Below are 26,709 nucleotides of genomic sequence, written 5' to 3' on the forward strand. Positions count from 1 at the left end.
GGCAGGATCTGCGCCAGGATGAGCCGGTGAGCACGCTCCGGGTCGACGAGCCCCGCCCCGCGCCCTCCCCGGTGCACGTCACGCTCGACGTCGCGGCGTGGTCGCTCGTCCTCGGCGTCCTGCGGCGGGACCTGCCGGACCTGCCGCTGCCCGACACCTTCGTCACCCCCGTGCCGCTCGCACCCGGCCAGCGGCGTGCCGCCTGGCGCCGGCTCACGAGTCTCGGCCTGGCGACGGCGGAGCCGGGCTCCCCCGGCAAGCGTGGCTCCGCCGACCAGCGGGACGACCCCGACGAGGCCGACGAGGCCGACGACCCCGACGAGCCCGACGAGCCCGACGAGGCTGCGGAGGCTGCGGAGGCTGCGGAGGCGACCCTGGCCGACCTCGCGCCCGGGTTCGTCGCCGGCCTGGCCCTGTTCGCCCTGCCGGGGCTGCGCATCCGCGTCAGCGCCACCGTCGGCGACGTGGCGCTGACCCAGATGCTCGCCTGGGACGGCGACAAGGCGGTCGCCCTGTCGCGCCGTCGCCGCTCGACCGGCACCGGGTCCGAGCTCGAGCCGGCCGTCGACCTCACCTTCCTCGACACGGCGTCGCTCCTGGCCCAGGTCATGCTCGCTGTGCCCGCCGACCCCCCGGGGCACCGCGGCGCCGGACGGCCGATCACCCTCGCCTGGCCGACCTCGGTCGCCGTGGCGACGGCCCTGCGGGAGGGGCGCGACGACGTCGCCCGGCACCTCGCCGACCTGCCGCCCGAGGCGCTGACCGCCGTGGGAGCCGTCGCGTGCGACCTCGTCGGCGCGGTCGACGTCGGCGTGGAGCGGGTCGGCCCCGTCGGGCACCCGGTGGCCGCCCCCACCCACCGGGCGGTCTGGCTCTGGACCGGCCCCGACGTCGTCCGGCTCACCGCGGCCACGGCCGAGGAGGTCACGCTGCGCCTGAGCAGCCGCGCCGACGTCGAGGACGACGTCGCCCGGGCCGTCACGGCGCTCGGGCGCGGGGTGGCCGGGCCCACGCCGCCCGGGGCGGCCCGATGAGCTCCCTCACCGTCGCCGGCGGCGCCGCCTCCATCGACGCCCGCACCGAGGACATGCGTGCCCAGGCCGCGACCCTGCGCACGATGGTCGAAGAGCTCGGTGGCCTCGCCGTCACGGTGGCGGCCGTCGCCGTCGACGGGCCCGTCCTCGCCTCCGGGATCTTCGACCCCGTCGGCCTGGCCAGGATCGAGGCCGCCGTCGGGCTGGCCCACCTCCCGCCCGAGGGGCTGACCTGGCTGGTGCTGGAGTACGAGGCGACCGCGACGCTGCTCCTCGGCGCCGCGGACGCGTACGAGCTCATCGACGCCGCGCTCGCCGAGATGGCCGGCGCCCTGCGGGCGGTCGCGGGCGAAGCGGTCGTCACGGGGCTGTTCGTCACCGCCGCGGGCGCCGTGGTGGCCGTCGGCGCGGCCGGCGTCGTCGGGCTCGCCGGCCTCGCGGCGCTCCCTCCCGGGGTGCGGGCCCTCCTCCTGGCCGGTGCCGGGCCGTGGCTGGCGCAGCTCGAGGCGAGCGGCGCGACCGACCGGCTCGGCCGTGGGCTCACCGCCGCCGGGATGCAGACCCTCTTCGACAACCCGTGGCTCGTGGACTCCGTCGCCGCCGGCCTGCCGGGCACGGTCAGCAGCCCGGGCAACCTCTTCGGGCTGCGTGGGCTCACGTACGAGCAGGTCGTCGCCCTCGTCCTGGCCGGCGGGGGTCTCGGCGGCGCGTTCCACGACGGCCCCGTCCGGGTGACCCGGACCGGCCGGTCCGACGGCGCCGGGCCGGTCGGCGTCGGCGACGTCTTCACCCGGATGGGCACCATGACCGGCGCGGAGGAAACCCACGAGGTCCGCGTCACGCGGGTGACCGGCGCGGACGGCGAGGTGCGCTTCGTCGTCGAGATCCCCGGCACGGAGCAGTGGGACCCGACCTCGACGACGAACCCGGCGGACACCAAGACCAACCTCGAGGCGGTCGCGGGCATCGACTCGAACATGGAGGAGGCGGTCCGTCTCGCCCTCACCGACGCCATGCGGGAGGCCGGCATCCCGGCCGGGGAGCACAGCCGGCCCGAGGTGCTCCTCGCCGGGCACAGCCAGGGCGGGATCGTCGCGGCACGGCTCGCGCAGGAGTCCGCGTTCAACGTCACCGACGTGCTCACCGGCGGCTCGCCCGTCTCCCGCGTCGACCTGCCGGCCGACGTCCACCTCCTCTCCCTCGAGCACGACCAGGACGTCGTCCCCCGGCTCGACGGCGAACCGAACCCGTCGGCCCGGAACGTCACGACGATCAGCCGCGACGTCGCCGCGCTGGTCCCGGGCGACCCGGCGCTCGGCGGGGCGCAGAACGTGGGCGACGCGCACGCGTCGAACCTCTACGGCGACACCGGGGCCCTGGTGGACACCTCCACCGATCCCGCGGTGGTGGCCGCGCGCGAGCGCCTCGACCGGTTCCTCACCGGCGGCGCCACCACCTCCACCTACGAGGCCACGCAGGAGGCGACGCCGTGAGCCACCGTGCGATCCCGGCGGACCTGCGCGCCCTGGCGGGGCAGGTCGCCGCCGCGGCGGCCCGCACCGAGGAGGTCGCCGCGGACCTGCCCGCGCTCGGGGAGCGCGCGGGGTGGGGCTCCACCGCCGGGGACCGCTTCCGCGAGGACCTCGCGCGCCGCGCGGCCGACACCGCCCGCACCGCCGCCCTCGTGCGCGACGTCGAGGCGGCCCTGCGCGCGCAGGCGGAATCTGTGGAGGAGCGGATCGCCCTCGTCGACGCCGCCCGGAGCTGGGTGGCCGACCGGGTCGACGAGGCCCGCGGGCTCATCGGCCAGGTGTGGGACGGCGTGGTGGACGCCGTCGGCGCGGGGGTGGACGAGGCGCAGCGGGTGCTCGACGTCGCCGCGCGGGCCCCGGACGACGAGCTCGACCCCGGCTGGCTCGACACCGCCCGGAGCCTCGGCCGGTGAGGCGGCGGCTCATCACGGCCACGCTCGTGGCCGCTCTCGCGCTGTCGGGGTGCGGCGCGGGCGACGGGACCGGGGCAGGCAGTGCCGGGGCGGGTGGTGCCGGGTCGCGTGGTGCCGGCGCTCAGCCGACCGCTGCCTCCGCCGCCGACCTCGAGCGGGAGGCCGACCGGCTCCGCGCCGAGATGGCCGCCCTGCCGGGCGTGCGCGACGCGGACGTCGCCGTCGAGCAGGACGAGAAGTCGGGCCGGGCCGTGCGCGGCACCGTCACGGCCTCGGGTGGCGCCGCCGCGCTCGTCGGCGTGCTCGACCGCGCCACCGAGCTCGGCTGGGACACCGAGGTGTTCGTCCCGCAGGTGGTCGAGGTCCGCGTGGTCGGCGACGACGGCGTCACCCTCGACGCCACCGACCTCGGCCTGCCCGGCCCTGCCGCGACGCTCACCGGGTTGCACGAGCGCTACGGCCCACCGGCGGCGGACCCGGACCTCTGACCTCGACCGGCTACTGGTTCCACGGCACGTCGGTCGGTGCGGCGCCCTCGTCGGCGCTGCGCGACGGCACGACCATGACCGGGCACACGGCGTGGTGGAGCACGGCCTGGCTCGTCGAGCCCAGGAGCAGCCCGGCGAACCCGCCCCGGCCACGCGAGCCGACGACCACGAGCTCCACGGCGGTGGAGAACTCGGCCATGAGCGCGGCGGCGTTGCCGTCCAGCGCGTGCTGGCGCACGCGGACCTCGCGGTCGCCCACCGCCGCCTGCACCGCCACACCCAGACCCTCACGGACGTCCGCGAGGACCTCGTCGCGGTCGACGGCGGCCGGCAGCCAGGCCATCGCGCCCGCACCGGTCGCGATCGGCACGGCGGCGACGGCGCTGAGCTCGGCGTCCCAGACGATCGCCTCGTCGACGGCTCGCCGCAGGGCGATGCGGGCGGACTCCGAGCCGTCCACGCCGACGACGATGCGCCGCACCGGCAGGAACGACCGCGCGGGCGACAGCGGCACGACGACCGTCGGGCAGTGCGCGTGGGCGGGCAGGGCCGAGGAGACCGTCCCCAGCAGGCGGTCGGTGAACCCACCACCGCCGCGGGTACCGACGACGACGAGCGCGGCCTCGCGCGAGAGGTCCACGAGCACGCCGGCCGGGTCGCCGGTCTCGAGGGAGGACGTCACCTTGAGCCCGGAGTCGGCGGTGCGGGCGACGGCCTCGTCGACCACGGCTTGGGCGCCCTGCTGGATGGCGGTGTCGTCCATCGCGGCGTACCCGCCGTCGAGGGAGGCCGCGGTGAAGGACGGCAGCGCGTAGGCGCAGACCACGTGGAGCCGGTGCCCGGTGCGGGTCGCCTCGGCAACGGCCCAGTCGACGGCGGCGAGGCTCGCCTCGGACCCGTCGACCCCGACGACGATGACCTTCTCGTGCGACATGGACTCTCCCCGGCGGTGGTTCGGCGATCCGTTGCCCCACATTGTGCCCTTCCCCGTCCGGGGGACGTGGGGTTTCGCCGGGCGGTTCGCGCAGGGCCGCGCCACGCGGCGTGACTCAGCAGCCAACGGTCGAGCAAGCACCTCCCGGGGTGACTCAGCACCACCGGCCCTACGCGCTCGACCCGGAACCCGCGGCCTCACCGCAGACCCGCGACGTCACCGCTCCCCGCGCCGGCGCCGGGCACACCACGACGGCCGTACGACGACGGCGGCCCGTCCCTCACGAGGAGGGACGGGCCGTCGGGTGCAGCTGGAGAGGCTCGCTCAGAGAACCCGGATGAAGACGGGGTTCGAGATGTAGATCGGGCTCTCGTACAGCGCGGTGCCCGGGTTGCGGGCGGCGATGTGCTGGCCGTTGCCGGTGTAGATGCCGGCGTGACCGGGGCCCCAGACGAGGTCGCCGGGGCGGGCCTCCGCGGCGGAGACCCGGTAGCCGACGCTGCCCTGGGCGGAGGACGAGCGGGGCAGCGAGATGCCGACCTGCGCGTAGACGTACTGGGTGAAGCCGGAGCAGTCGAAGCCGGCCGGGGTGGCGCCGCCGTAGACGTACGGGGTGCCGATGTACTGGCGGGCGATGTCGACGATCTGCTGGCCGATGCCGGAGGTGGCGGCGACGGGGGCCGGAGCCGGCGCGGGCGCCGGGGCGGCCTCGACGGCGGCGGCCGGGGCGGCCTCGGCGGGCTCCTCGATCGCGGTGCGCTCGGCGGTCCGGGAGGCGACCTCGGTGTCCCGCTCGACGACGGGCTCGGGCTCCGGCTCGGGCTCCGGCGGCGGGGGCGGCGGGGTGGCCTCGGCGGAGGCGACGACGTCGGCGGACCAGGTGATGTCGGCCGGCACGGTGACGGTCGGGGTGGTCACCATCGCGGTGAGCGCCTCGGACGTCGCGGCGGAGATGTCGACGTTCGGCAGGGCCGAGGACTCCGGGGCCGCAGCGGCGGAGGTGGCAGCCATCGTCAGGACGAGGCCGGAGGAGGCGAAGGCGGCGATGCCGCGGCGCGCACCCTGGCCGGAGAGAGCCACGGTCAGGGGGGTGGAGGGACGGCGGGCCGCGCGGTGGCGGGCGCCCTGGGGCGTCATGGTGGTCACGGACTACCTCTCCTGGCTGCCTACGGAGTGAGCTGTCGGGTTCGGGTGGGAGAACACCCGGCGCGGACTCCCGAGGAAGGCCGCACTTCACCCCAAGGCTCCGGTCTCCCGGAGCCGTCAATCACTTGGTTCCCCCGTCCCTGCCGCTGTTCCTACTCGAAGCTGACTCCGGGGCGGCGGCAGGGTTAGGCGTCCGCCCGAAGACTTCACGGAGGAGGGTTCCGGAAGCGATCTGGACACTACAGCCAGATTCTGGCTATGTCACGTTTCGATCACGACCCCGGGGATGCGCCGTCGGCGCAGGTGTGGTGAGGTCCACCGCGACCCGTCCGTCGCCGGTCCCGGGGAGCACCCGCGAGGTGGTCACGTCAAGGGGTGTCGTCCCAGGTGACGGGACCGCAGGGGACCATCGGCCCACCCGCCTCCGACCACACCCGGGGGCGGCCGGAAAGCGCTTCTCAGCGCGTCTTCTGTGAGGCGGCTCACACCCGGCGGCGCGCGTGGCGCCCATTCCCGAGCGGATGCCGCCTCGCGTGCCCGAGCGCTCGTCAGGTGGTGACGAACAGGTGCCGGGTGATCTCCTCCGGCAGATCCAGGACCGTCTCGGAGCCCGGTGCGTACAGGGACACGACGTCCCCGCCGGGCCGCACCCGGACCTCGACGCGCACCCCGGGCCGCAGGCCCGACTGGTCCATGCGGGAGAGGAGGTCGACGTCGACCTGCAGCGGCTCGCCGATGCGGGCCAGCACGACGTCGGCACGGAGGTCGGCGGCGTCCGCGCGGGCGGCACCGTCGGCGGCGCTGCGGCTCTCGCCGTGCACGGGGGCCTGCGGGGCGGAGCGCTCTCCGTCGTCGCCGGCCGGGAGGAGCTCGGCGGCGACGTCGGCGAGGGACCGGACCTCCTCACGCGGCGGCATGACCTCCTCACCCCCCGTCAGGGCGTCGAGGCCGGGGATGGGGTTGCCGTAGGGGTCGACGTGCGGGTGGTCGAGCAGCTCGAGGAGGCGGCGCTCGACCCGCTCGCTCATGACGTGCTCCCAGCGGCAGGCCTCGTCGTGGACGTACGCCCACTCCAGGCCGACGACGTCGGTGAGCAGCCGCTCGGCGAGCCGGTGCTTGCGCATGACCTCCGTCGCCCGGCGGCGACCGGCGTCGGTGAGCTCGATCTGCCGGGTCCCGGAGAGCAGGAGCAGCCCGTCGCGCTCCATGCGGGCCACGGTCTGGGACACCGTCGGGCCGGAGTGGCCCAGACGCTCCGCGATGCGCGCGCGCAGCGGCACGACGCGCTCCTCCTCGAGCTCGTAGACGGTCTTGAGGTACATCTCCGTCGTGTCGATGAGATCGCTCACGTACTCCCGCTCTCTTCCGCGCGCGCCCCAGCGGCCGCGTCGCGACGGCTGGTGATGGCATGCCTGCCCTCAGGATAGGGATGCGGGACGACAGCGGGCAGCGGTCCGCCCCGGTGAGGGCCCTCACATGATACGGACGGACCGCTTCTTCAAGAGTCGCCGCACCGCCCGGTTCGCGACCGCACCGCCCGGTTCGCGACCGCGCGCACCACCGTCCGACGAGGCCTCCCGTCGCCGGGCCGGGGAAGCGTCCCGTCTGTTTTCCGTTCTGTCCCCTTTCGGCTCTATGGTTCGCGTGATGCCGCTCACGCCACCTCGCCTCCCGCGGCCCGACCCGGGCACCGCGCCGCCCCTGTACGCGGTCGCCGACGGCGAGCCGGTCTTCCGCGGCCGGCGGATGCGCGACCTGGTGGGCACCCCGTTCGAGCAGATCTGGGGCCTGCTGGTCGACGGCGAGGGCGGCGCCGCCCTCCCGCCGGCCGAGCCGTTCAACCTCCCCGTGCGCACCGGCGACACGCGGGTCGACGTCCTCTCCGCGCTGGCCCAGCTCACCCCCGTCTGGGGCTACCGGCCGCTGGTGGAGATCGACTCCACGCGTGCCCGGGAGGACCTCGCTCGGGCGTCGGTGATGACGCTGAGCTTCGTGGCCCAGTCCGCGCGGGGCGAGGACGTGCCGGCGGTGCCCCAGCGCGAGGTCGACATGGTCACGACCATCGCGGAGCGGTTCCTCGTGCGGTGGCGCGGCGTCGCCGACCCGGAGGCCGTCGCGGCGCTCGACCTGTTCTGGCTCGCCGTCTCCGAGACGGGCCTGGTCCCCTCCACCCGCACCGCACGCACGGCCGCGGAGATGGGGGCCGACGCCGCCTCGTGCCTCGCCGCCGCGGTCGCCGTCGCGGGCGCACCCTTCGGCGGTGGCGCGGCCGCCCGGGCGCTGGCGATCGTCGAGGAGGCCGAGCGGACCGGCGACGCCGACGCCGCCATCGCGGCGCACCTCGCGCGGGGCGGCGACCTCTCCGGCTTCGGCGACGAGCTGGTCCCGGCGGACGCCCGCGTGGGGCTGCTCCGCGACGCCTGCGTCCGGGTCGGCGCGCGCCGGCTGGAGGCCGCCGAGGCGGTCGCCCGCGCGGGCGCCGAGGCCCTCGCCCGCACGTCGGGCTCCACCCCCGGGGCGAACACGCTCTTCTGGGGTGGCGTGCTGCTCGACCACGTCGGGGTCCCGCCCCAGCTCTTCTGCGCCCTGTACCTGTGCGGGCGCACAGCCGGGTGGTCTGCGCACGTCCTGGAGGTCCAGCGCCTGCGGCGCCAGTGAGCAGACACCGGGCAGGCCGCCACGGGAGCCCTCACCGTCAGGGCAGGAGCGCCTCCCGCAGTGCGCGCCCCAGGACCGCGTAGCCGGCCTCGGTGGGGTGGACGCCGTCGTCGCTCATCCCCGGCGCCCAGCCGTCACCGCGCCTGAGGTCCGCCGCGACGTCGGCGAACTCCCACCCGTGCTCACGGGCCAGCGCCTCGAGGTCGGCGTTGTGCCGGGGGGCGAGGTCGGGGGCCCACTCGATCGGCGGGACGCTCGCGAGGATCACCCGCGGGGCGCCCACCGTCGCGACGATCGCCTCGACGTTCGCGGCGATCTCCTCGGCGGGGACCCCGAGGGCGATGTCGTTGGTGCCGGCGAGGACCACCAGGACGTCGGCGTCGGGGCGTGGCACGGCCTGGGCCCGCATGACGGCGGTGGTGGCGCCCGGCACCGCCCAGCCGCCGACCCACTCCACCGACCCGCCGTCCGCGGGCCCGAGCGCGTGGTGCAGCCAGGTGCCTGGCCCGAAGTCGCCGCCGGCGAGGTCGCCGTCGCTGCCCGTGAGCGAGTCCCCGATCGCGGTCAGCCGCACCGTCGTGCTCCTCTCCCGTGCCGTGGTGTCCTCTGCCGTGGTGGGCGAGCCCGGCGCCGGGGTGGCCGCGGCCGTCGTCGGGCCGACGGTAGCCGCCGGACCGGGCTGCGGCGTCGTCCCCGCACAGCCGGTCAGCACGAGCGCCACGACGAGCGCGCGCGGCGCCGCAGTGCGCACGCTCCGCCGGTTCGTCATGCCTTCATCCTCGCCGATGGCCGGCCACCGCTCACCGGCACCGGCGCCGGCACCAGCACCCGGCGCGCTCACCGGCACCGGGTACATCCCGACAGGCGCCCGGCTCGGCAAGGCCACATCCTCGCGGTGTCATGGCCCGGGCACGCGCACCGGGCCCACCCGAGCCGGTGGCAAGATCGCGCCCATGGAGACCGTCACCATCCCCACCGACCTGCTCCCCGCCGACGGCCGGTTCGGCTGCGGACCGTCCAAGGTCCGTCAGTCCCAGGCGGACATGGTCGCCGCGCTGGGCTCGTCGCTGCTGGGCACCTCGCACCGCCAGGCGCCGGTGCGCCAGCTCGTCGGGAGGATCCGGGAGGGCGTCGCGCAGCTGCTCGGGGCTCCCGACGGCTACGAGGTGGTCCTCGGCAACGGCGGCTCGACGGCGTTCTGGGACGCCGCCACCTTCAGCCTCGTCCGGGAGCGGGCCCAGCACGCGGCGTTCGGGGAGTTCGGGCAGAAGTTCGCCACCGCGACCGACCGGGCGCCGTTCCTCGAGCCGTCGGACATCCGCACCGCCGAGGCCGGCTCGCTGGCGCTCTGCACGGGCGTCGACGACGTCGACGTCTACGCCTACCCCCACAACGAGACCTCCACCGGTGTCCTCTCCCCCGTCTGGCGGCAGGGCGACGGCGACGCGCTCACCGTCGTCGACGCCACCTCCGTCGCCGGGGGCACCGCGGTCGACCTGTCCCAGACCGACGTCTACTACTTCGCGCCGCAGAAGGTCTTCGCCGCCGACGGCGGGCTCTGGCTCGCCGTCGTCTCGCCGGCCGCGCTCGCCCGGATCGAGGAGGTCACCGCGGCGCGGTGGGTGCCCGACTTCCTCAACCTCGCCCTCGCGGTGGAGAACTCCCGCAAGGACCAGACCCTCAACACCCCAGCCGTGGCCACGCTCGTCATGCTCGCCGAGCAGGTCGACTGGATCAACGAGAACGGGGGCCTGGAGTGGGCGGCCGCGCGCACGGAGCGCTCGTCGTCGATCCTCTACGGCTGGGCCGAGGACCGCGACTACACCACTCCGTTCGTGACCGTCCCCGAGCACCGCTCCCCCGTCGTCGGCACGATCGACTTCGCCGGGAGCGTCGACGCCAAGGAGCTCGCCGCGCAGCTGCGCGCGAACGGGGTCGTCGACACCGAGCCGTACCGCAAGCTCGGCCGCAACCAGCTGCGCATCGGCATGTTCCCCGCCGTCGACCCGGCCGACGTCGAGGCGCTCACCGCGTGCGTCGACCACGTCGTCGAGCGGATGGCCTGACGGGCGCGGCACACGGGCCGGGGCCCGGCGGCGACAGGCCGGCTCTCGCCCGGCCGGACGACCCGGCGCATCATGGACGGGTGGACAGCGCCGTCGAGATCCGCCCGCTCACGCCGACACGGTTCGGCGACCTCGAGCACCTCTTCCGACGCCGCGAGGACCCGGCGAGCTGCTGGTGCATGTGGTGGCGGCTCTCCCCCGAGGCGTTCTCCGCCTCCCGCGTGGCGGAGCGGCACGACCTCCTCGCGGCACGGGCCGGCGAGGCACCCGCCCCGGGCCTGCTCGCGTACACCGGCGGCGAGGCGGTGGGCTGGGTCGCCGTCGCCCCGCGCCCGGAGCACGCGCGCATCCCCCGCTCGACGATCATCACGCACGAGGACGTCCCCGACTGCTGGTCGGTCACCTGCTTCTACGTCCGCGCGGACCACCGCGGCGAGGGCGTGACCGGCGCGCTCGTCAGCGCCGCGGTGGACCATGCCCGGGGGCACGGTGCCCGCTTCGTCGAGGCGTACCCGGTGGACACCGGGGACGACGCCGGCCCGCGCAGCAGCTCGAGCCTGTTCCGCGGCACGCTCGCCACGTTCACCCGGGCCGGGTTCGTCGAGACCGGCCGACGACGGGGCCGCCCCACCGTGCGACTGGCCCTCGAGGCGAACGAGGATTCCCCTGCGCCCCCACCGCCGGGGCCCCTACGCTGAACACATCCGGACCCGTGCCGGAACCGGACATCTGAAGACCAGGACCCGCCATGTCGAACCCTCCCGACGACCGTTCGCCCTACGCCCCGCCACCTCCGCCCGGGCAGGCCGGCCGGTCGGCCGGGCAGGGTGCGGACGGTGACACGCCCGGCCAGCCCTACCAGCAGGGTGACGCGGAGACCTCAGGCGACCAGCAGGGCTACGGCCAGCAGGGTTACGGCCAGCAGGGCTACGGCCAGCAGGGCTACGGCCAGCAGGGCTACGGCCAGCAGGGCTACGGGCCGCCGTCCGGCTCGGAGGGATACCCGGGTCAGCAGCCGTACGGTCAGCCCTACACGGGCCAGCAGCCGTACTCCGGCCAGCCGCCGTACACCGGCCAACAGCCCTACACCGGCCAGCAGCCCTACACCGGCCAGCAGCCCTACGGTCAGGGCTACGGGTACCAGCAGCAGTACGGCCAGCCCACCGGCCAGCCACAGCGGACGAACGGCCTGGCTGTGGCCGCGTTCGTCGTCGGCCTGCTGTCGATCCTCGTCGCGTGGATCCCCGTGGTGGGCATCGCGGGGATCGTGGGCGGGATCGTCGCCGTCGTGCTCGGACTCATGGCGCTCAGCAAGGCCAACAAGGGCCAGGCGGGCGGCAAGGGGCTGGGGATCGCCGGGCTCGTGCTCGGCGTGCTCTCGGTCCTGCTCGGGCTCGTCGTCTCGGTGATCCTCGGGGCGGCCCTCACGGCCTTCCAGGAGAGCGACCTGGGTGCTCCCGCTCCCGTCGTCGAGGAGGAGCCCGCCGAGGCCCCGGCCGACGAGGACCTCATGGACGCCCCCACCGGCGACGGCGCGACGACCGCCCTGGACGGCGCTACCGGCGACGCCCCCGACCTGGCCGCCGCGCTGCCGCTGGGTCAGGGAGCCGAGGTGGGCGACTACACCGTCACCGTCACCGCGATCGACCTCGACGCCGACGAGGAGATGGGCGCCGTCGAGTTCAACGAGCCCCCCGAGGGCCGCTACGTCCTCGCCGACGTCTCCGTGGTCTACAACGGCACGGACGAGGGCGACCCCTGGATCGACCTCAACCACGTCTTCGTCGGCACCGACGCCCTGCAGTACGACTGGGCGTCCTGCGCGGCCACCGAGCCGAACCCCGTTTTCGACGTCCCGACGATGGGCGCCGGCGCGAGCGCGAGCTACCAGGTGTGCATGGACGTCCCGCCCGAGGAGATCCAGGGCGGGAGCTTCTTCATCGAGGAGCTCTTCGCGTTCGACGACGCGGGCCGGGCGGTCTGGGAGATCCGCTGACAGCCGGACCCACCGAGAGCGCGGCGTGAGCCTGCGGGCAGCGTCGGACGCCCTGCCTCGTCGGTCAGCCCTTGATGAGCGGCGCCAGCCAGGCCACCTGCTTGGCGAACTGGTGCACCTGGCCGCCCTCGTGCTGGTTGAAGGGGTAGACGACGATCTCCTTCGCCGGCCCGTCGGCACCGGCACCGGCACCGGCACCGGCACCGGCACCGGCAGCGACGTCGGTGCGCGAGCCCGCGCCCGCGCCGTAGTGGTTGAACGCGGCGTACACCGTCGACGGTGGGCACGTGGCGTCCATGAGCGCCACCGAGAACAGCGCCGGGGCGTTCGCGCGCCGGGCGAACGTGACGCCGTCGAGGTAGGACAGCGTCTCGAAGACCCGCTCGACGCCGTCCCGGTGGACGGCGAGGTACCGGGTGATCTCGGCGTAGGGCAGGGAGTCGGTGATCTCCGTGGCCCGGCGGTAGTGGCACAGGAACGGCACGTCCGGCAGCACGGCGGCGAGGTCGGGGACCAGTCCCGCGACGGCGAGGGTGATGCCGCCGCCCTGGCTGATGCCGGCCACGGCCACACGCGCCGGGTCCACCCCGGGCACCGCACGCACGGCCTCGACCGCGCGGACGGCGTCGGTGAAGACCCGGCGGTAGTAGTGGCCGGCGGGGTCCTCCACGCCGCGGGTGAGGAAGCCCGGTGCCGCGGGGCCGGCGCCGGCCGGGTCGGGCGTGTGCCCGCCGCCGCCCCACGACGAGCCCTGGCCGCGGGTGTCCATGACGAGGTGGGCGTAGCCGGCGGTCGCCCAGCCGATGCGCTCGTGGGGCAGCCCGCGGCCCCCGCCGTAGCCCACGTACTCCACGACGGCGGGCAGCGGACCGGCGGCGCCGGCGGGCCGGGTCAGCCAGCCCTTGACCGGGTGGCCGCCGAAGCCGGCGAAGGTGACGTCGAAGGTCTCGACGAGCTCGAGGCCCGTGTCGACCCGCTCGAGCCTCAGCGCGAGGTCGTGGCCGCGGGCCTCGGCCAGCGTGGTCGACCAGAAGTCGTCGAAGTCCGCGGGCTCGGCGACGTCGGGCAGGTACGACTCGAGGGCGCTCTGGGGGAGGTCGAACAGCGGCATGGGCGGGAACCTACCGCAGCCCGTGCGGACCCTGCGCCCATCGGTCACGATGGCTCCGACCTGCGAGGACGCGTGACCGGCGGGAGGGACCATGACTGTCGACGTCGCCCTGGTGGGCGCGGGCTGGTGGGCCGCCAACCACCACCTGCCCGCCCTGGCCGGCCACCCCCACGCCCGGGTCGTCGCGGTGTGCGACCCGGACCGGGACCGCGCCGACGAGCTCGCCGCCCGCGTGGGGGCGCGCTCGTTCCCCACGGCGGCGGACGCGTGGACCGCGGTGCCGGTCGACGCCGTCGTCGTCGCGACGCCGCACGCGTCCCACCACGAGGTCGTCGCGGCGGCACTGGACGCCGGCCTGCACGTGCTGGTGGAGAAGCCGATGACGCTCACCGCGGCGGACGCGTTCGACCTCGTGCGCCGCGCCGAGGAGGCGTGCGTCCACCTCACGGTCGGCTACACCCACCACTTCCAGCCCGCCGCGCTGGCTGCGCGTGACGCCGTCGCGAACGACATCGGCGACCTGCTCCAGGTGACGGTCGAGTTCTCCTCCCGGACGGGCCCGCTGTTCGAGCGGGCCGAGCGCGGCGAGTCGGGCGACCGTCCCGAGGAGCAGCACGCCGAGAGCTACTCCGCCGAGCACGGCGGCGGGCAGGCGCACACCCAGCTCACCCACGCCCTCGGCATGCTCACCTGGGTCACCGGCGACCAGCTCACCGAGGTCGCGGCGTTCACCTCCTCCGGCGGGCTCGACGTCGACGTCGACGACGCCGCCGCGTTCCGGCTCGCGTCCGGGGCGACCGGGGTGGCCGTCGGCACCGGCCGCACGGCCGACGCCGTGCCGGTGCGCGAGCACCTGCGCTACCACGGCACCTCCGGGGTGGTGGAGCAGGACCTCGCCCGCGGCCGCACGGTGGTCCGCCGCGCCGACGGCACGGCGGTGGTGACCGAGCCGGCCGAGGACGAGCCGGCCTACGACCCCGGCGCGCCGGCCCGCGCGTTCGTCGACCTCGTGCGCGGCGAGGGACCCGACCTCGCCCCCGCCCGCCCGGCCGCGGCGACCGTCGCCGCGATCGAGGCCCTGCTCACGGCCGCCCGGGAGGGCCGGGTCGTCGCGGTGCCCCAGCTGCCGGACCGTCAGCCGCGCGGGGGGAGCGGGTAGGTGCGCAGCCACCCGCACATACCGGCGTGGCGCGGCCCGGGGTCGGCGACGACGGAGCGCGTCGTGGCGTCGGCGAGGTGGGCGGCGCCCTGGCCGGCCGCCGCGGCGAGGGCGGTGAGCGCCTCGTCGGTCGCGCGGGTCTGGGCCAGGGCGCCGGCCTCCCAGGTCTGCCGCCATCCCGGGATCTCGTGGGCGACCAGGCGCGCGGCGGCGTCGTACAGCCCGACGAGGGCGGCGGGGCCGCGGCGCTGGACGGCGTCGACGAGATCGGCGTAGCCGGTCAGCGCCAGGTCGCGGCGACGCCGGGCGGCGGTGGCGACCTCGAGGGCGTCCCCGGTGGGCAGGCGCGCGGCCTCGGCGTAGCGCGCGGCGTCGTCGAGGACCTCCGGCGGGAAGGTCAGGACGGCGTCCCCGGCCTCGGGCAGGCCGGAGCTCTGCATGACCACGAGGATCTCGAGGTCGCCGTCGTTGACGAGGCGGTGCACGGTGCCGGGCGTGAACCACAGGACGGTGCCGGCGGCGAGATCGTGCTCGGCGTAGCCGGCGGAGCCGAGCGTCTGCACGCCGCCGCTGCCCCCGAGGACGACGTAGGCCTCCCCCGAGACGGTGTGCAGGTGCGGGGTGCCGCCGCCCGCCGCGCCCGCACCGTCGGGGGTGGGCCAGTCGTAGACCCGCAGGTGACTCAGACCCACCCCGCCGGGGAAGCTCGCGGCGCGGGCCGCGCCGGCGCCCGCGTGCCGGGCGACGTGCCCGCCGTCGTGCGCGGCGTCCCCGCTGTCGTGCGCGGCGTCCCCGCCGTCGTGCGCGGCCGGCCCGCCGACGTGCGCGGCGTGGCTCATGCCCGCACCGCCGCCCCGTTCATCGAGTGGTAGAAGGGGTTGTCCGGGGTGAGCTCCTCCCGCAGGACGGGGCGTCCGGTCATCGCGGACTGGTACAGCCCCGCGGCGAGCTCGAGCGAGCGCCGGCCGTCGTGGCCGCCGGCGGCCGGCCGCTCGCCGGACGCGAGGGAGTCGAGCAGGGCGCTCAGCTGGGCGGCGTGGGAGCTGGGCAGGTCGTTCGCCGGCGCCCAGCCGTCGGTGCGGGCGACGTCGTCGACGTGCGCGGCCGGGGTCCAGCGCCAGTGGGAGTTGTCGTACCCGTACAGGTGGGTCAGCTCGACCGTGGCGTCGGAGAAGTCGAAACGCAGGTAGCTCGTCTCCCGCGGTGAGAGCAGGGAGTTGACCACCGAGAGCATCGCCCCGGACTCCAGGCGGACCATGGCCATGGAGACGTCCTCGGTCTCGACGTCCCGGTCGAGCGTGCCCGTCATCGCCCGCACCTCGGTCCAGTCCCCCAGGAGGGACAGCGCCAGGTCCATCTGGTGGATCCCGTGGCCCATCGTGGGCCCGCCCCCCTCGGTGTCCCACCGGCCGCGCCAGGGCAGGTCGAAGTACGACGGCGGGCGGAACCAGAGCGTGTGGCACACGGCCACGAGCGGGCGGCCGAGGGCGCCGGCGTCGATCTGGGCGCGCAGGGTTGTCGCGCCCGAGCCGAACCGGTGCTGGAAGACGTAGCTGACGACGGCGCCGTCGCGCTCGTGGGCGGCGATCTCGTCATACTCCGCCAGGGACAGCGCGGGCGGCTTCTCGCACCACACGGACACCCCGGCGTCGAGGCACGCGACGATCGCCTCTCGGTGGGCGCCGTCGGCGATGCCACCGGCCCCCACGACGGCGATGCGAACGGCACGGTCGGAGTGCATGGGGTCCTCACGGCAGGTGTGTCCGGGGTCACGTCGACCCTATGCTCGGTGTCGACCGGCCTGCAAGCGCTTTCCCGGCATGTGGGCCTACGTCCGCGGACCCCTGCCGCGAACCCGCTGGGGCTCGCGAGAACCGCACCGACCGAGGAGGACCCGATGACCCGTTTCGCCGTGATCGGCAGCGGCTTCCGCGCCGAGGCCTTCGTGCGGGTGGCGAGCCTCGTCCCCGGCCTGGAGGTCACCGGCGTCCTTGCACGTGACCCGGGGCGTGGTGCGCAGCTCGAGCGGGCCTTCGGCGTGCGCACGCACCGCGACCTCGCCGCGGCGCTCACCGGTGACCCGGACTTCGCCGTCGTCGCCGTCGCGAAGGCCGCCTCGGAGGAGGTGGTCACCGCGGTCGCGGCCGCGGGCGTCGCCGTCCTGGCCGAGACCCCGCCGGCGCCCGACGTCGCCGGGCTCGCCCGGCTGCACGCCCTCGTGCGGGGCGGCGCGCGCATCCAGGTGGCCGAGCAGTACCACCTCGAGCCGCTGGTCAGCGCGCAGATCGCCGTCACCCGGTCGGGCCTGCTCGGGGACGTCAGCGAGGCGCTGGTCTCCGTGGCCCACGACTACCACGGCATCTCGGTGCTGCGCCGGCTGCTGGGGATCGGATTCGAGGACGCCACGGTCACCGCGCACGAGTCGGTCGCCCCGCTGGCAGGCGGACCGGACCGGGCCGGCGACCCCGCCGCCGAGCGGGTGCTCGAGGAGCGGCACATCACCGCACGGCTGGACTTCGGCGGCCGGGTGGGCACCTACGACTTCAGCTCCGACCAGTACCGCTCCTGGATCCGCTCAGGCACGGTGCTCGTCCGCGGGGACCGCGGCGAGCTCCGCGACGAGACGGTGCGCCGGATGGTCGACCACCGCACCCCGCTGCTCACGCGCATCGAGCGGCTGGCCGCCGGCGGCCCGGGCAACCACGAGGGCATGTTCCTGCGCGGGCTCACCCTCGGGGACCGGTGGCTCTACCGCAACGAGCTCCTCCCGGCCCGGCTGCCCGACGAGGAGCTGTCCGTGGCGGCGCTGCTGCGCGGGATGGGCGAGCACGTCGCCGGCGGCCCGGAGGTGTACAGCCTCGCCGAGGCGGCGCAGGACCAGTACCTCGCCCTGGCGGTGCGCCGCTCGGTCGAGACCGGCGCCGCCGTCCGCACGAGCCGGCAGGTCTGGGCGCCGTGAGTGCCTGGGCCTGACGGCGGTGGAGCCGGCCTCCTCGCCTACAGCGCCCCGCGTGCCTGCAGGTGCAGCGCCGCGGCCAGGCCGGGGGCGAGCGGCAGCACCGGCACCAGGGTCGCCTGGACCGCGTGGTAGAGGTCCGGCTTGCCGGGCCACACCGTCCCGGCCGGGACGTTGGCCGGGTCGAGCTCGTGGTGCCACGAGCCGCGGGCGCGGTCGAGGTGGAAACCGGCGGCGAAGTCCCACCACCGGTGGTAGTCGGTGAGGTAGGCGTCGTCGCCCGTGGCGTGGAACAGCGCCGCCGCGGCGCCGACCGCCTCGGCCACCACCCAGTGCATCCGCTCGCGCACGACCGGCGCGCCGGTCCAGTCGGTGGTGTAGACGAAGCCGGGGGCGCCGTCGGCGTGCCAGCCGTCGGCGACGGCGCGCGAGTACAGCGACCGCGCGGCCGGGACGAGCTCGGCGGTGGTGCCGGACGCGGCGCCGACGTGCAGCAGCAGCCGGGCCCACTCCAGCCCGTGGCCGATCGTGGCGCCGTAGGGCTTGAACGGGTCGGCCGGGCGGTCCCGGTTGAGCTCGAGCTGCGGCGTCCACGCCTCGTCGAAGTGCTCGGGGATGCGCCAGTCGTTCCCCTGCGCCAGGCGGACGACGTTGCGGCCGATGATCCCGGCGCGGTCGAGCCAGCGCCGGTCGCCGGTGGCGTCGTGGGCGGCGAGGAGGGCCTCGACGGCGTGCATGTTGGCGTTGACGCCGCGGTAGGGGTCGGCGGTGGTGAAGGTGCGGTCCCACTCGTCGAGGTGCATCCCGGCCTCGGGCTCCCAGAAGCGCACGAGCGTCTCCAGGGCCTCGCCGAGCAGCTCGGGGGCGCCGTCGAGCCCGGCGATCGTGGCGGAGGCCGAGGAGAGGACGACGAACGCGTGGGCGTAGGCGCTCTTCGTCTCGTCCGGCGTGCCGTCCGCGGCCACCGAGGCGAACCAGCCGCCGTTCTCGTCGTCGTGCAGCGTGCCGCGCAGGCCCGCGAGCGCACGCTCGGCCACCGGACGCGAGCCCGGGTGACCCAGGAGGTGGCCGAGGGACTGCACATGGACGGTGCGGGCGGTGATCCAGGTGTGGACGGCCGCGCCGGGCTCCGGTGCGCCGTCGTCGTCCAGCCAGCGGGCGCCGGCGTCGTCGGGGGCCTGGGCGAGCCCGAAGTCGAGGAGGCGGCGCCGCTCGGCGTCGAGCCAGGCGAGGTGGTGGGCGGTGTGGGTCACGGCACCGACGGTACTGGTCCCGCGCCCCCGCCGGGAGGCACACTGGCCGGACGTCCCGAGGAAGGAGACCCCCGTGAAGGTCACCGCGTCCGCCGTCGTCCTCACCGTCGACGACCCCGCCGCCTCCGCCACGTTCCTCGTGGACCACTTCGGGTTCGCCGAGGAGATGGCCGCCGACGGGTACTCCTCCCTCACCCGGCCCGACGTCGGCATGAACGTCGTCCTCGTCCGGGTGGGGATGGACACGATGCCGCCCGACCAGCGCGACGTCCACGCCCGCGGTCAGATCCTCGCGTTCGTCGTCGACGACCTCGAGGGCGAGCTCGCCCGGCTCACGGCCGAGGGCGTGGCGATCACGATGCCGCTGACCGAGGAGGAGTGGGGCGAGCGGGCCTTCCAGGTGCGCGACCCCAACGGGATCGTCGTCCAGCTCGTCGACTGGAAGGGCGGGGCCTGAGGAGGCGCGCCACCCGGCGCGTCAGCCCTTGCCGTTGCCGTTGTTGCCGTTCGCGTTCTCGTTGGCGTTGGGGTTGGTGTTCTCGCCGGGAGTCTTCTCGGTCGCGGCAGGCACCTGCGCCGCCGGGGCCTCCTCCGCCGGGGCCGCCGGCGGGGCGGCGGGAGCGACGGGGGCCGGGGCGACGGGGGCCTCCGTCTGGGCCACCGGTTGGGCCGGCTGCTCCGGTTCGGCCGTCGTGCTGTCCTCGGTCTGCGCCGCGGTCGGCTCCTCCGACGGCGTCTCGGATCCCAGCGGCGCCTCGATGGCGGACAGGTCGGTGGAGGTCTTCGCGGCGTCGGCGGGGGGCCGGGTCGCCAGCGCAGCCCCGGTGACGAGCCCCGCGGCCACGGCGGCCGCGACACCGAACCGCAGCCATCGGCCGCGCCCGGCCCGGGCCGGCGCGTAGGCGGGCAGACCGGTGGCGGTGGTGTCGGTGCCCGGCTCGTCGGGCGTCGCGGCGACCGACCCGACGGGCGCTGCGCCGACCGGGACCGCGCCGACCGGGACGCCGCCGAGCGGGAGAGCCGCGGCCGGGGCCGCGGGGCGGGCGGGGGCGGCCGACGCCGCGTCGGTCTCGGACCAGTCCGCGAGGGCCATCGCCCCGGTCGGCAGGTCGGTGACGTCGACGGCCCCCGCGGCGCCGGCGCCGCCCAGGGCGGGGACCGCGCCGGACCGCTCGGCCAGGCCGGCGAGGAGCTCGTGGGCCTGGACCGCCGTCGGGCGCCCCGCGGGGTCCTTCTCGAGCAGGGCGGTGACGAGGTCGTCGACCTCGATCGCCACGCCGGGGGCGAGGTCCTTCAGGCGCGGGGCAGGCTCGGCCACGTGCTGGTGCAGCACCGCGATCGGGGAGTCGCCGGTGAACGGCGGGCGGCCGGCGAGGAGGGTGGTGAGGAGGCAGCCGAGCGAGTACATGTCCGCGGCGGCGGTGACCGGCTCGGCGCGCGCCTGCTCGGGGGCCATGTACTCGGCCGTGCCCAGGGTGGTGCCGGGACCGGTCAGGGCCGCGGCGGCGGCGTGCTCGACGGCGGCGATCCCGAAGTCGACGACCGTGACCTTGTCGCCGTCGAGGAGGATGTTGGCGGGCTTGATGTCACGGTGGACGATCCCGGCGGCGTGGGCGACGGCGAGCGCGCCGGCGATCCGCGAGCCCACCCGGATGGCGTCGGGCTCGGTGAGCGGACCCTCCTGCAGGACCGCGGCGAGGTTGTGCCCGCCGAGGAGCTCCATGACCAGGTAGGCGGTGTCGCCGTCGACGCCGGCGTCGTAGACGGTGACGACGTCGGGGTGGTCCAGGGCCGCGGTGGCCACGGCCTCGCGGCGGAGCCGGTCACCGAGCGTGGGGTCACCGGCGGTGTCGAGGTCGACGGTCTTGACGGCGACCGAGCGGCCGAGGACGAGGTCGCGCGCCTCCCAGACCTCGGCCATGCCGCCGCGCCCGAGGGGTCGCCGGAGCTCGTACCGGCCGGCGAGCACGACGTTCTCCACGCCGTCGATTGTCGCCCGCCGCCGTCCGGTCGGCATCCGGTACGGGGGCGTTCATCCTTCGTGGCAGGTCAGCGGGGGTGAGAGATCGGCCACACGCTCAGTCGTCGCCGTCGTTCTCGTCGTTCCCGCCGCCGTTCTCGTCCTTGCCGCCGTCGTTGCCCCGGCCGGAGCTGTCCTGCTCCAGCACACCGGCGCCGAGGACGGCCTCGACCTGTGCGGCGAGCTCGTCGCGGTCCGCGGGGTCGAGGCGGCCCTCGTCGGCGAGCTCGTCGGCCCGGGTGAGGAGGTCCTGGGCCTTGTCGGCGACCTTCTGCTCCTGGTCCTTCTCCCGCGCCGCGAGCACCTCCTGCCAGTCCTCGAGCAGGGTCTCGCGGACGTCCGCCTCCGCGGGGAGGGCGACGATGAGTGCGGTGACCGGGTCCGTGTCGGCCGGTGGGGTGGCCGAGGGCGGCGCCTCGGTGGCCGGTGGCTCGGTTGCCGGCGCCTGGGTGGCGGGTGCCTCGGTGGGGGGCGCCTCGGTGGGCTCGGCGCCGGGATCCTCGGTGGTCTGCTCCTGGACCGTGGGCCGGGCGTCCGCCGCCGGGTCCGGCCCGGTCTGCGACCGCAGCGCCCAGCCGACGACGGCCAGGAGCAGCAGCACGGCCGCGACGACGGCGGCCGGGCCGACCCAGCGACGCTCGTCGGGACGGCGCGGCGGCGGTGCGCTCGCGGCGCCGGACCACCTGGCGGAGCCGGTCGGGGGGCCGGCGTCCGCGGTGGGCACGCCGGCGGCCTCCCGAGCCGCCTCGGCCGCCAACGCCCCGCCCGCGAGCGCCGATCCCCCGGCAGCCGCGGCTGCGGCGGTGGGCATGGCCCGGGTCGTTCCAGCCGACAGCACCGTGGTGGGAGCGGTCGGCGCCCCGGCAGCCGTGACACCGGCCGGACCGCCGGAGCGGGCCGCGGCGAGCGACCGTGCCGCGTCGGCCGCCCCCGGCCGGACCGCGGGGTCCTTCGCGAGCAGCGCGGTGACGAGCGCGTCGGCCTCGGCGGGCACCTCCGGGTTCAGCGACCTCAGGCGCGGCGGCACCTCGTCGAGGTGGCGGCGCAGGACCTCGACGGGGTGCCCGCCGGAGAACGGCGGCCGGCCGGTGACCATCGCGACGAGGAGGCAGCCGAACGCGTACATGTCGGTGGCGGCGGAGACCGTGCCGCCGTTGGCCTGCTCGGGCGCCATGTACTCGGCGGTGCCGATGGTCGTGCCCGTGGCGGTGAGCCCGGCGCCGGCCTCCTGCTCCACGGCGGCAATGCCCAGGTCGACCACCGTGACGCTCTCGCCGTCGACGATGACGTTGCCGGGCTTGACGTCGCGGTGGACGATCCCGGCGGCGTGGGCGGCCGCGAGCGCGCCGGCCACCTTCTCCCCCACCCGCAGGGCCTCGGGCACGGGCAGGGGGCCCTCGCGCAGCACCGCGGCGAGGTCACGGCCCGGGAGGAGCTCCATGACGATGTAGGCGGTGTCACCGTCGACGCCGGTGTCGTAGACCGTGACGATCCCCGGGTGGGCCAGGGCGGCGGTGGCGCGGGCCTCGCGCCGCAGGCGCTCGCCGAGGGTGGGGTCGTGGGCGGCGGCGAGGTCGACCGTCTTGACCGCGACCGTGCGCCCGAGCACGGTGTCGTGGGCCTGGTGGACCTCCGCCATGCCGCCCCGGCCGATGGACCGCTCGAGCCGGTAGCGGCCGGCGAGGAGGACAGTCATGACCTCCATCATCACCGACGCACCTGGCGCGGGCGAGCCGGGCCTCCCGCTCAGGGGGCCGGGGACCGGTCAGGGCCCGGGGAGGAACTCCTTGAGCCGCAGCGCCAGCTCACGGTCGCCCTGCAGGCGCAGGCGCGGCGAGGTCAGGGGCAGGCGTCCGTAGGCGGCCAGGAGCACGGCGTCGTCGTCGCCGCCGATGACGACGGCGGGCGCCCGGGTCGGCTCGGCCCAGCCGTCCCGGGTGTACTCGGCAGCGACGACGACGGCCTCGCCGCGCAGCTCGAACCCGGTCCCCGCGGGCGGGGCGGTCAGCGCGGCCGCGGCGAGCGTGCCCCAGAGGGTCTGCAGCACGCCGGCGGCGGCGGCGTGGGTGCCGGGGTGGAGCCGGTCGTCGTCGCCGAGCGCGTGCGCGAGGTCGCTGCGGTGCATCGCGGCCTCCATGACGAAGATGTGCAGCGCGAGCGCCATCGGCAGGTCGCCGTAGGGCATCGGGGCGACCGCGCCGGGGTCGGTCGGGGCGGCGGCGAGCGCGGCGAGGAGCCGGTCCCGGGCCGCGCGGAGGGCCGGCACGAGGGTCTCGACGGGTCCGTCGTGCTGGATGCCGCGGGCGCGCTGGTCCGGGTCGTGGTGGTCGACGGCCGGGGTACCGGCGGCGTCGGCGGAGCTGGCGGCTCTCGCGGCGGCCATGTTGGCGGCGGCGAGCTCGAGGGCCTCGGCCTCCAGGGTCATCCCCCAGTGGGCGTGGCGGGCCAGGCCGGCCACGTCCCAGCCGTCGAGGCGGGTGGCGATCGACCACACGCCCGGGCCGGCGGCGTCGAGGAGATCGATGAAGGCCGCCCAGTCCCGCCCGACGTGCCCGGTGGTGCTCATGTGCCTGGTTCCTTCCCCGTGAGCTGCGCCCTCGAGCGTGCGGCGAGGGCCCGCGCGCCCAGGGCGTCGTTGAGCCGGGCGGCGGCGCGCAGGTGCGCCTCCGCCCCGACCGTCTCCCCGGCGCCGCGCAGGGCGAGGCCGAGGAAGTGGTCCGCGGCGCCCAGGCACAGCGCCCCGGAGCCGAGGACGACCAGGTGGCCCGCCCACGGCGCGAGCTCGCGGGCGAGCGCCGCGCACTGCTCTGGGGCGCCGACGGCGGCACCGACCTCGGCGAGGTAGGCCAGCGTCGTGCTGCGGCTGAGGTCGGTGGAGACGTTCGCGAAGTCCCGCCGGGCGTAGTGCTCGAAGCCGTCGCGAGCGCCGTCGGGGTCGCCGCCGAGGAGCTGGACGAGAGCGCGGGCGAAGACCCACCGGTCCAGGTCGGCGTCGGCGTACCGGCCGATCTCGGCCGCCAGGTCCGCCGCGACGTCACCGGTCATCCGGCCGAGCTCGAGGAGCTGGATGCTGCGCACGAGCGCGGTGTCCCGGTAGTGCGAGCGCGCTCCCTGGTCGGCGAACGCCTCCACGAGCGCCGGCGCACCGGCGTGGTCGCCCGCGAGGAGGGCGCGCATCGACCGCCACATCGCCGGGTACCACAGGTAGAGCGGCCGCCCGAGCTCCCCCGCGAGGTCGGTGGCCCGGGCCTGGGCGCGGTCCGCGGCCATGACGTCACCGGCCTCGAGCTGGTCGACCAGCTCGAGCCGGGCCGCCTCGAGACGCAGCTCGTCGTCGCCCGTGCGCTCCGCGGCCTCGACGGCGCGGCGGATGCCCGCCAGTCGGGCGGGCAGATCCGCCGGGGAGTCCTGTCCCGCGCGCAGCGCGAGATGGGCCTCGGCGACGGCGCGCGGCTCGTCGCCGGCCTCCGCGAGGCGCACGGCCTCGGTGCCGGCCGCGACACCCTCCTCGCGACGTCCCGAGTACACCAGCGCCCGCCCGAGGGCGGCCAGGACCCGCACGCGGGGGTCGACGGCGGTGTCCGCGCGCGGCGTCGATTCGCCGTCTGAAGCGGCCGGCGGGTCGGCGGCCGGCGGGTCGACGGCCGGCGCGTCCGCGGTCAGCGCGTCGAGCGCCGCCCGTAGGAGCGTGAGCGACTCCTCCCCCCACGCGGCTCGGGGCAGCCGGCTGGCGAAGAGGGCGTTCTCGTAGCCGAGCGCGGCCTCGACGAGCGCGGCGCCGTCGGCGCGAACCTCATCGGCACGCACCGGCACACCCTCGTCGGCACGCGCCAGCGCACCGGCGTCGCGGAACCCTCGCAGCGCCTCCTCGAGCCGGCCCGAGCGGCGCAGAGCCTCGGCGTGGGCGAGGGTGCGGCGCAGCCGGTTCGCTGGCGTCGCGGCGGCGTCGACGGCCAGGGCGCGGCCGAGGAGCTCCGCCGCGCGCTGCGGTGAGCTGACGAGGTGGTCCCCCGCCGCGCGCTCGAGGAGACCGGCCGCCTCCGCCGCCACCTCGGCGACCGGCCGCCCCTCGAGGTCGGTCGCGGTGGCGGGCAGGGCTGCCAGGGCCAGGGCCAGGTGGATGCCGACGAGCTCGCCGGAGCCGTGCTCGCCCACCCAGCGGGCGAAGCGCGCGTGGAGCCCCGCCCGGCGCCGGCGCGAGAGCGAGGCGTAGGCGGTGTCGCGCAGCAGGGCGTGGCGGTAGGTGTACGAGGCGCCGCCGGCCGGGCCGTCGTGCGGGCCGTGCAGCAGCCCCACCACGGTGAGGCGGTGCAGGGCCGGGGTCGCGTCGTCGTCGATCCCGAGCACCGACAGCGCACCCGCCGGGAAGGTCGTGCCCGGCACCGACCCACCCTCGACGACGGCGCGTGGGCCCTCGGCGAGCCGGTCCAGCTGCGCCTGGTAGATCGCCTGGACGGTGGTCGGCAGCACCGGCTCCTGCGGGCCGGCGGTGAAGCGCCACCCGGGCTCGTCGGGCCGCAGGACCCCGGCGAGCATCCACGAGCGCAGCAGCTCCTCGACGAAGAGCGGGTTGCCGCCGGACGCCGCGAGGATCCCCTCCCGGTACCGCGCGGGCACCGTGCCCCGCCCGACGAGCGCCTCGACCATCGCCGACGTCGCCGCGGCGGGCAGCGGCGGCAGGTGGAGCACGGGCAGCAGGCCGAGCACGGGGTCACCGATGATCACCGGGTAGGGCCGCGAGGTCAGCACGACCATCCCGCGGACGTGGCCGAGGAGGTGGGCGAGGAACGCGCGCAGGTCGGGGCCGGCCAGGTGGGCGTCCTCGACCAGCCACAGCGGCGCCGGTCCGGCCTGCGGGTCGGGCGCGCCGGTCCGGGCCAGGGCGGCGAGCGCCGCGGACCAGGACGCGAACAGGTCGGCCTGCTCGGCCGCCAGTGCCCGCCCGTCCAGCAGGTCGGCGACGTGGGTGGCCACGGTGCGGGCGTGGGCCGGCGCGAAGCCGACCTCCTCGAGACGTCGGGCGACGACGGCGCCCGGGTCGTCCACCGGTGCGCCGGATCCGGCCAGAGCTGCGCGGAGCAGTGTGGCGACCGCCCCGTACCCGTCGCCATCGCGTCGCAGCCGTGCCTCCAGCACCGGGTGACCGGCGGCCCGGGCGCGGACCGCGAGCTCCTCAACCAGCCGGCTCTTGCCGACACCGGGCGGGGCCGAGACGACGATGCCCGTGCTCGCCTCGCCGGCAGCGGCCAGCCGCTCCATCAGGCCGGCGAGCTGCTCCTCCCGGCCGACCGTGGGGGCCCGGAGCCCGTGCGGCGCCAGGCCGCGCGGGACCGGCCGGGGCGCCCCCGGCCGGAAGACCCGCACCGGTGCGGTCCGGCCGCGCAGGACCCGCTCCCCCGCCGGCTCGACCGCGTAGGCGTGGGCCACCCCGAACGCCGTCTCCGCCCCGAGGAGCACCTCACCGGGTTCGGCCGCGACCTGGAGCCGGGCGGCGGTGTTGACGACGTCGCCGGTCACCCGCCACTGCGAGCCCGCCCGGGAGACCGCGACCTCGCCGGTGTTGACGCCCACCCGTAGGTCGAGCGGACCGAGGGCGTCGCTCGCGAGCGACCGGACCGCCTCGACCAGCCCGGTGGCGGCGCGGACGGCCGCCACGGCGTCGTCGTCGGTGGCGGACTGGACGCCGAAGGTGGCCATGACGGCATCGCCGATGAACTTCTCGGTGCGCCCGCCGTGGGCGTCGATGACCTCGGCCGCGCGCGCGAAGTAGTCCTCCTGGACGCGGGCGACGTCCTCGGGGTCGAGGTTCTCGGACAGCCCGGTGAAGCCAACGAGGTCTGCGAACACCACGCTGACGACACGACGCTCGATCCGCTCCATCGAGGCTGAAGATAGTCGCCGCCGGGCGCCCTCACGGAGGCTTTTCGGCGGCTGTCCGGACCG

Annotated in this window: 23 protein-coding genes and 1 riboswitch; of the genes, 11 read left to right on the plus strand and 12 right to left on the minus strand. The window is 76.3% G+C overall.

Annotation, left to right across the window (positions count from 1 at the left end; translation table 11 throughout):
- Positions 1-26: 26 nt before the first annotated feature.
- From AAEM63_RS15355 to AAEM63_RS15370, 4 genes are read left to right on the plus strand one after another with little or no spacing between them, the layout of a single operon-like run.
- Positions 27-1,034, plus strand: a complete 1,008-nt coding sequence (locus tag AAEM63_RS15355) for a hypothetical protein (RefSeq protein WP_341359098.1) — start codon at positions 27-29, stop codon at positions 1,032-1,034.
- On the plus strand, positions 1,031-2,527 hold the full coding sequence (locus AAEM63_RS15360; RefSeq protein WP_341359099.1) for an alpha/beta hydrolase: 1,497 nt from the start codon (positions 1,031-1,033) through the stop codon (positions 2,525-2,527). The genes AAEM63_RS15355 and AAEM63_RS15360 overlap by 4 nt, the downstream gene beginning before the upstream one ends.
- Positions 2,524-2,979, plus strand: a complete 456-nt coding sequence (locus tag AAEM63_RS15365; protein WP_341359100.1) for a hypothetical protein — start codon at positions 2,524-2,526, stop codon at positions 2,977-2,979. Before AAEM63_RS15360 ends, AAEM63_RS15365 begins: the two co-directional genes overlap by 4 nt.
- Positions 2,976-3,467: a hypothetical protein gene (locus tag AAEM63_RS15370; RefSeq protein ID WP_341359101.1), complete on the plus strand. Its 492-nt coding sequence runs from the start codon at positions 2,976-2,978 to the stop codon at positions 3,465-3,467. Before AAEM63_RS15365 ends, AAEM63_RS15370 begins: the two co-directional genes overlap by 4 nt.
- Before the next feature lie 10 nt (positions 3,468-3,477).
- Here the strand turns inward: AAEM63_RS15370 and AAEM63_RS15375 are convergent, their stop codons facing one another.
- From AAEM63_RS15375 to AAEM63_RS15385, 3 genes are all read right to left on the minus strand, one after another.
- Complete coding sequence (locus AAEM63_RS15375; RefSeq protein WP_341359102.1) at positions 3,478-4,401, minus strand: universal stress protein; 924 nt, start codon at positions 4,399-4,401, stop codon at positions 3,478-3,480.
- Between the two features lie 324 nt (positions 4,402-4,725).
- Entirely contained in the window at positions 4,726-5,538 is an 813-nt protein-coding gene (locus AAEM63_RS15380; protein ID WP_341361392.1) for a C40 family peptidase, read from the minus strand.
- Positions 5,539-5,549: 11 nt separating this feature from the next.
- Positions 5,550-5,749: riboswitch (cyclic di-AMP (ydaO/yuaA leader) on the minus strand.
- Between the two features lie 346 nt (positions 5,750-6,095).
- The gene (locus AAEM63_RS15385; RefSeq protein WP_341359103.1) at positions 6,096-6,896 is read right to left on the minus strand and encodes a metal-dependent transcriptional regulator; all 801 of its coding nucleotides are present in this window, start codon (positions 6,894-6,896) and stop codon (positions 6,096-6,098) included.
- 298 nt (positions 6,897-7,194) lie between these two features.
- Here AAEM63_RS15385 and AAEM63_RS15390 point away from each other — a divergent pair, with 298 nt between their 5' ends.
- Positions 7,195-8,205 carry a citrate/2-methylcitrate synthase gene (locus tag AAEM63_RS15390; protein WP_341359104.1) on the plus strand — a complete coding sequence of 337 codons (1,011 nt, stop codon included), beginning with the start codon at positions 7,195-7,197 and terminating at the stop codon, positions 8,203-8,205.
- Positions 8,206-8,242: 37 nt separating this feature from the next.
- Here AAEM63_RS15390 and AAEM63_RS15395 read toward each other — a convergent pair whose 3' ends face one another.
- Positions 8,243-8,974: an SGNH/GDSL hydrolase family protein gene (locus tag AAEM63_RS15395; RefSeq protein WP_341359105.1), complete on the minus strand. Its 732-nt coding sequence runs from the start codon at positions 8,972-8,974 to the stop codon at positions 8,243-8,245.
- A gap of 184 nt (positions 8,975-9,158) precedes the next feature.
- On the opposite strand from AAEM63_RS15395, the gene serC reads away from it, so the two are divergent.
- From serC to AAEM63_RS15410, 3 genes are all read left to right on the plus strand, one after another.
- Positions 9,159-10,271 (plus strand): phosphoserine transaminase, encoded by a 1,113-nt coding sequence (serC, locus tag AAEM63_RS15400; RefSeq protein WP_341359106.1) that lies wholly within the window; start codon positions 9,159-9,161, stop codon positions 10,269-10,271.
- A gap of 80 nt (positions 10,272-10,351) precedes the next feature.
- The gene (locus AAEM63_RS15405; RefSeq protein ID WP_341359107.1) at positions 10,352-10,969 is read left to right on the plus strand and encodes a GNAT family N-acetyltransferase; all 618 of its coding nucleotides are present in this window, start codon (positions 10,352-10,354) and stop codon (positions 10,967-10,969) included.
- 50 nt (positions 10,970-11,019) lie between these two features.
- Positions 11,020-12,267: a DUF4190 domain-containing protein gene (locus AAEM63_RS15410; protein ID WP_341359108.1), complete on the plus strand. Its 1,248-nt coding sequence runs from the start codon at positions 11,020-11,022 to the stop codon at positions 12,265-12,267.
- 64 nt (positions 12,268-12,331) lie between these two features.
- Here AAEM63_RS15410 and AAEM63_RS15415 read toward each other — a convergent pair whose 3' ends face one another.
- Positions 12,332-13,378: an acetylxylan esterase gene (locus AAEM63_RS15415; protein ID WP_341359109.1), complete on the minus strand. Its 1,047-nt coding sequence runs from the start codon at positions 13,376-13,378 to the stop codon at positions 12,332-12,334.
- Positions 13,379-13,469: 91 nt separating this feature from the next.
- Between AAEM63_RS15415 and AAEM63_RS15420 the strand changes: the two genes are divergently transcribed.
- Complete coding sequence (locus tag AAEM63_RS15420; RefSeq protein ID WP_341359110.1) at positions 13,470-14,537, plus strand: Gfo/Idh/MocA family oxidoreductase; 1,068 nt, start codon at positions 13,470-13,472, stop codon at positions 14,535-14,537.
- Here AAEM63_RS15420 and AAEM63_RS15425 read toward each other — a convergent pair.
- Together AAEM63_RS15425 and AAEM63_RS15430 are read right to left on the minus strand one after the other, a co-directional pair.
- Positions 14,513-15,376, minus strand: a complete 864-nt coding sequence (locus tag AAEM63_RS15425; RefSeq protein ID WP_341359111.1) for a cupin domain-containing protein — start codon at positions 15,374-15,376, stop codon at positions 14,513-14,515. The genes AAEM63_RS15420 and AAEM63_RS15425 overlap by 25 nt on opposite strands.
- Positions 15,373-16,278 (minus strand): Gfo/Idh/MocA family oxidoreductase, encoded by a 906-nt coding sequence (locus AAEM63_RS15430; RefSeq protein ID WP_341359112.1) that lies wholly within the window; start codon positions 16,276-16,278, stop codon positions 15,373-15,375. Before AAEM63_RS15430 ends, AAEM63_RS15425 begins: the two co-directional genes overlap by 4 nt.
- A gap of 156 nt (positions 16,279-16,434) precedes the next feature.
- Between AAEM63_RS15430 and AAEM63_RS15435 the strand changes: the two genes are divergently transcribed.
- The gene (locus AAEM63_RS15435; protein WP_341359113.1) at positions 16,435-17,496 is read left to right on the plus strand and encodes a Gfo/Idh/MocA family oxidoreductase; all 1,062 of its coding nucleotides are present in this window, start codon (positions 16,435-16,437) and stop codon (positions 17,494-17,496) included.
- 38 nt (positions 17,497-17,534) lie between these two features.
- On the opposite strand, the gene AAEM63_RS15440 is transcribed toward AAEM63_RS15435, so the two are convergent.
- On the minus strand, positions 17,535-18,746 hold the full coding sequence (locus AAEM63_RS15440) for an AGE family epimerase/isomerase (protein WP_341359114.1): 1,212 nt from the start codon (positions 18,744-18,746) through the stop codon (positions 17,535-17,537).
- A 73-nt stretch (positions 18,747-18,819) separates the two neighbouring features.
- Between AAEM63_RS15440 and AAEM63_RS15445 the strand changes: the two genes are divergently transcribed.
- Complete coding sequence (locus tag AAEM63_RS15445) at positions 18,820-19,203, plus strand: VOC family protein (protein ID WP_341359115.1); 384 nt, start codon at positions 18,820-18,822, stop codon at positions 19,201-19,203.
- A 21-nt stretch (positions 19,204-19,224) separates the two neighbouring features.
- Here AAEM63_RS15445 and AAEM63_RS15450 read toward each other — a convergent pair whose 3' ends face one another.
- The 4 genes from AAEM63_RS15450 to AAEM63_RS15465 all read right to left on the minus strand — a co-directional run bounded on the left by AAEM63_RS15450 (position 19,225) and on the right by AAEM63_RS15465 (position 26,646).
- Complete coding sequence (locus AAEM63_RS15450; protein WP_341359116.1) at positions 19,225-20,727, minus strand: serine/threonine-protein kinase; 1,503 nt, start codon at positions 20,725-20,727, stop codon at positions 19,225-19,227.
- Positions 20,728-20,824: 97 nt separating this feature from the next.
- Positions 20,825-22,462 carry a protein kinase gene (locus AAEM63_RS15455; RefSeq protein ID WP_341359117.1) on the minus strand — a complete coding sequence of 546 codons (1,638 nt, stop codon included), beginning with the start codon at positions 22,460-22,462 and terminating at the stop codon, positions 20,825-20,827.
- Between the two features lie 69 nt (positions 22,463-22,531).
- Complete coding sequence (locus AAEM63_RS15460) at positions 22,532-23,332, minus strand: maleylpyruvate isomerase family mycothiol-dependent enzyme (RefSeq protein WP_341359118.1); 801 nt, start codon at positions 23,330-23,332, stop codon at positions 22,532-22,534.
- Positions 23,329-26,646, minus strand: a complete 3,318-nt coding sequence (locus AAEM63_RS15465) for an adenylate/guanylate cyclase domain-containing protein (protein WP_341359119.1) — start codon at positions 26,644-26,646, stop codon at positions 23,329-23,331. The genes AAEM63_RS15460 and AAEM63_RS15465 overlap by 4 nt, the downstream gene beginning before the upstream one ends.
- Positions 26,647-26,709: the final 63 nt, after the last annotated feature.

The sequence above is a fragment of the Georgenia sp. M64 genome (assembly GCF_038049925.1).
GTDB lineage: Bacteria > Actinomycetota > Actinomycetes > Actinomycetales > Actinomycetaceae > Georgenia.

What these genes read in the sequence shown, in the direction of transcription:
- AAEM63_RS15360 (WP_341359099.1), top strand. Translation starts at nt 1,031, where the DNA reads ATGAGCTCCCTCACCGTCGCCGGCGGCGCCGCCTCCATCGACGCCCGC.
- AAEM63_RS15375 (WP_341359102.1), bottom strand. Translation starts at nt 4,401, where the DNA reads ATGTCGCACGAGAAGGTCATCGTCGTCGGGGTCGACGGGTCCGAGGCG.
- AAEM63_RS15380 (WP_341361392.1), bottom strand. Translation starts at nt 5,538, where the DNA reads ATGACGCCCCAGGGCGCCCGCCACCGCGCGGCCCGCCGTCCCTCCACC.
- AAEM63_RS15390 (WP_341359104.1), top strand. Translation starts at nt 7,195, where the DNA reads ATGCCGCTCACGCCACCTCGCCTCCCGCGGCCCGACCCGGGCACCGCG.
- AAEM63_RS15395 (WP_341359105.1), bottom strand. Translation starts at nt 8,974, where the DNA reads ATGACGAACCGGCGGAGCGTGCGCACTGCGGCGCCGCGCGCGCTCGTC.
- serC (WP_341359106.1), top strand. Translation starts at nt 9,159, where the DNA reads ATGGAGACCGTCACCATCCCCACCGACCTGCTCCCCGCCGACGGCCGG.
- AAEM63_RS15410 (WP_341359108.1), top strand. Translation starts at nt 11,020, where the DNA reads ATGTCGAACCCTCCCGACGACCGTTCGCCCTACGCCCCGCCACCTCCG.
- AAEM63_RS15415 (WP_341359109.1), bottom strand. Translation starts at nt 13,378, where the DNA reads ATGCCGCTGTTCGACCTCCCCCAGAGCGCCCTCGAGTCGTACCTGCCC.
- AAEM63_RS15420 (WP_341359110.1), top strand. Translation starts at nt 13,470, where the DNA reads ATGACTGTCGACGTCGCCCTGGTGGGCGCGGGCTGGTGGGCCGCCAAC.
- AAEM63_RS15425 (WP_341359111.1), bottom strand. Translation starts at nt 15,376, where the DNA reads ATGAGCCACGCCGCGCACGTCGGCGGGCCGGCCGCGCACGACGGCGGG.
- AAEM63_RS15430 (WP_341359112.1), bottom strand. Translation starts at nt 16,278, where the DNA reads ATGCACTCCGACCGTGCCGTTCGCATCGCCGTCGTGGGGGCCGGTGGC.
- AAEM63_RS15435 (WP_341359113.1), top strand. Translation starts at nt 16,435, where the DNA reads ATGACCCGTTTCGCCGTGATCGGCAGCGGCTTCCGCGCCGAGGCCTTC.
- AAEM63_RS15455 (WP_341359117.1), bottom strand. Translation starts at nt 22,462, where the DNA reads ATGACTGTCCTCCTCGCCGGCCGCTACCGGCTCGAGCGGTCCATCGGC.
- AAEM63_RS15460 (WP_341359118.1), bottom strand. Translation starts at nt 23,332, where the DNA reads ATGAGCACCACCGGGCACGTCGGGCGGGACTGGGCGGCCTTCATCGAT.
- AAEM63_RS15465 (WP_341359119.1), bottom strand. Translation starts at nt 26,646, where the DNA reads ATGGAGCGGATCGAGCGTCGTGTCGTCAGCGTGGTGTTCGCAGACCTC.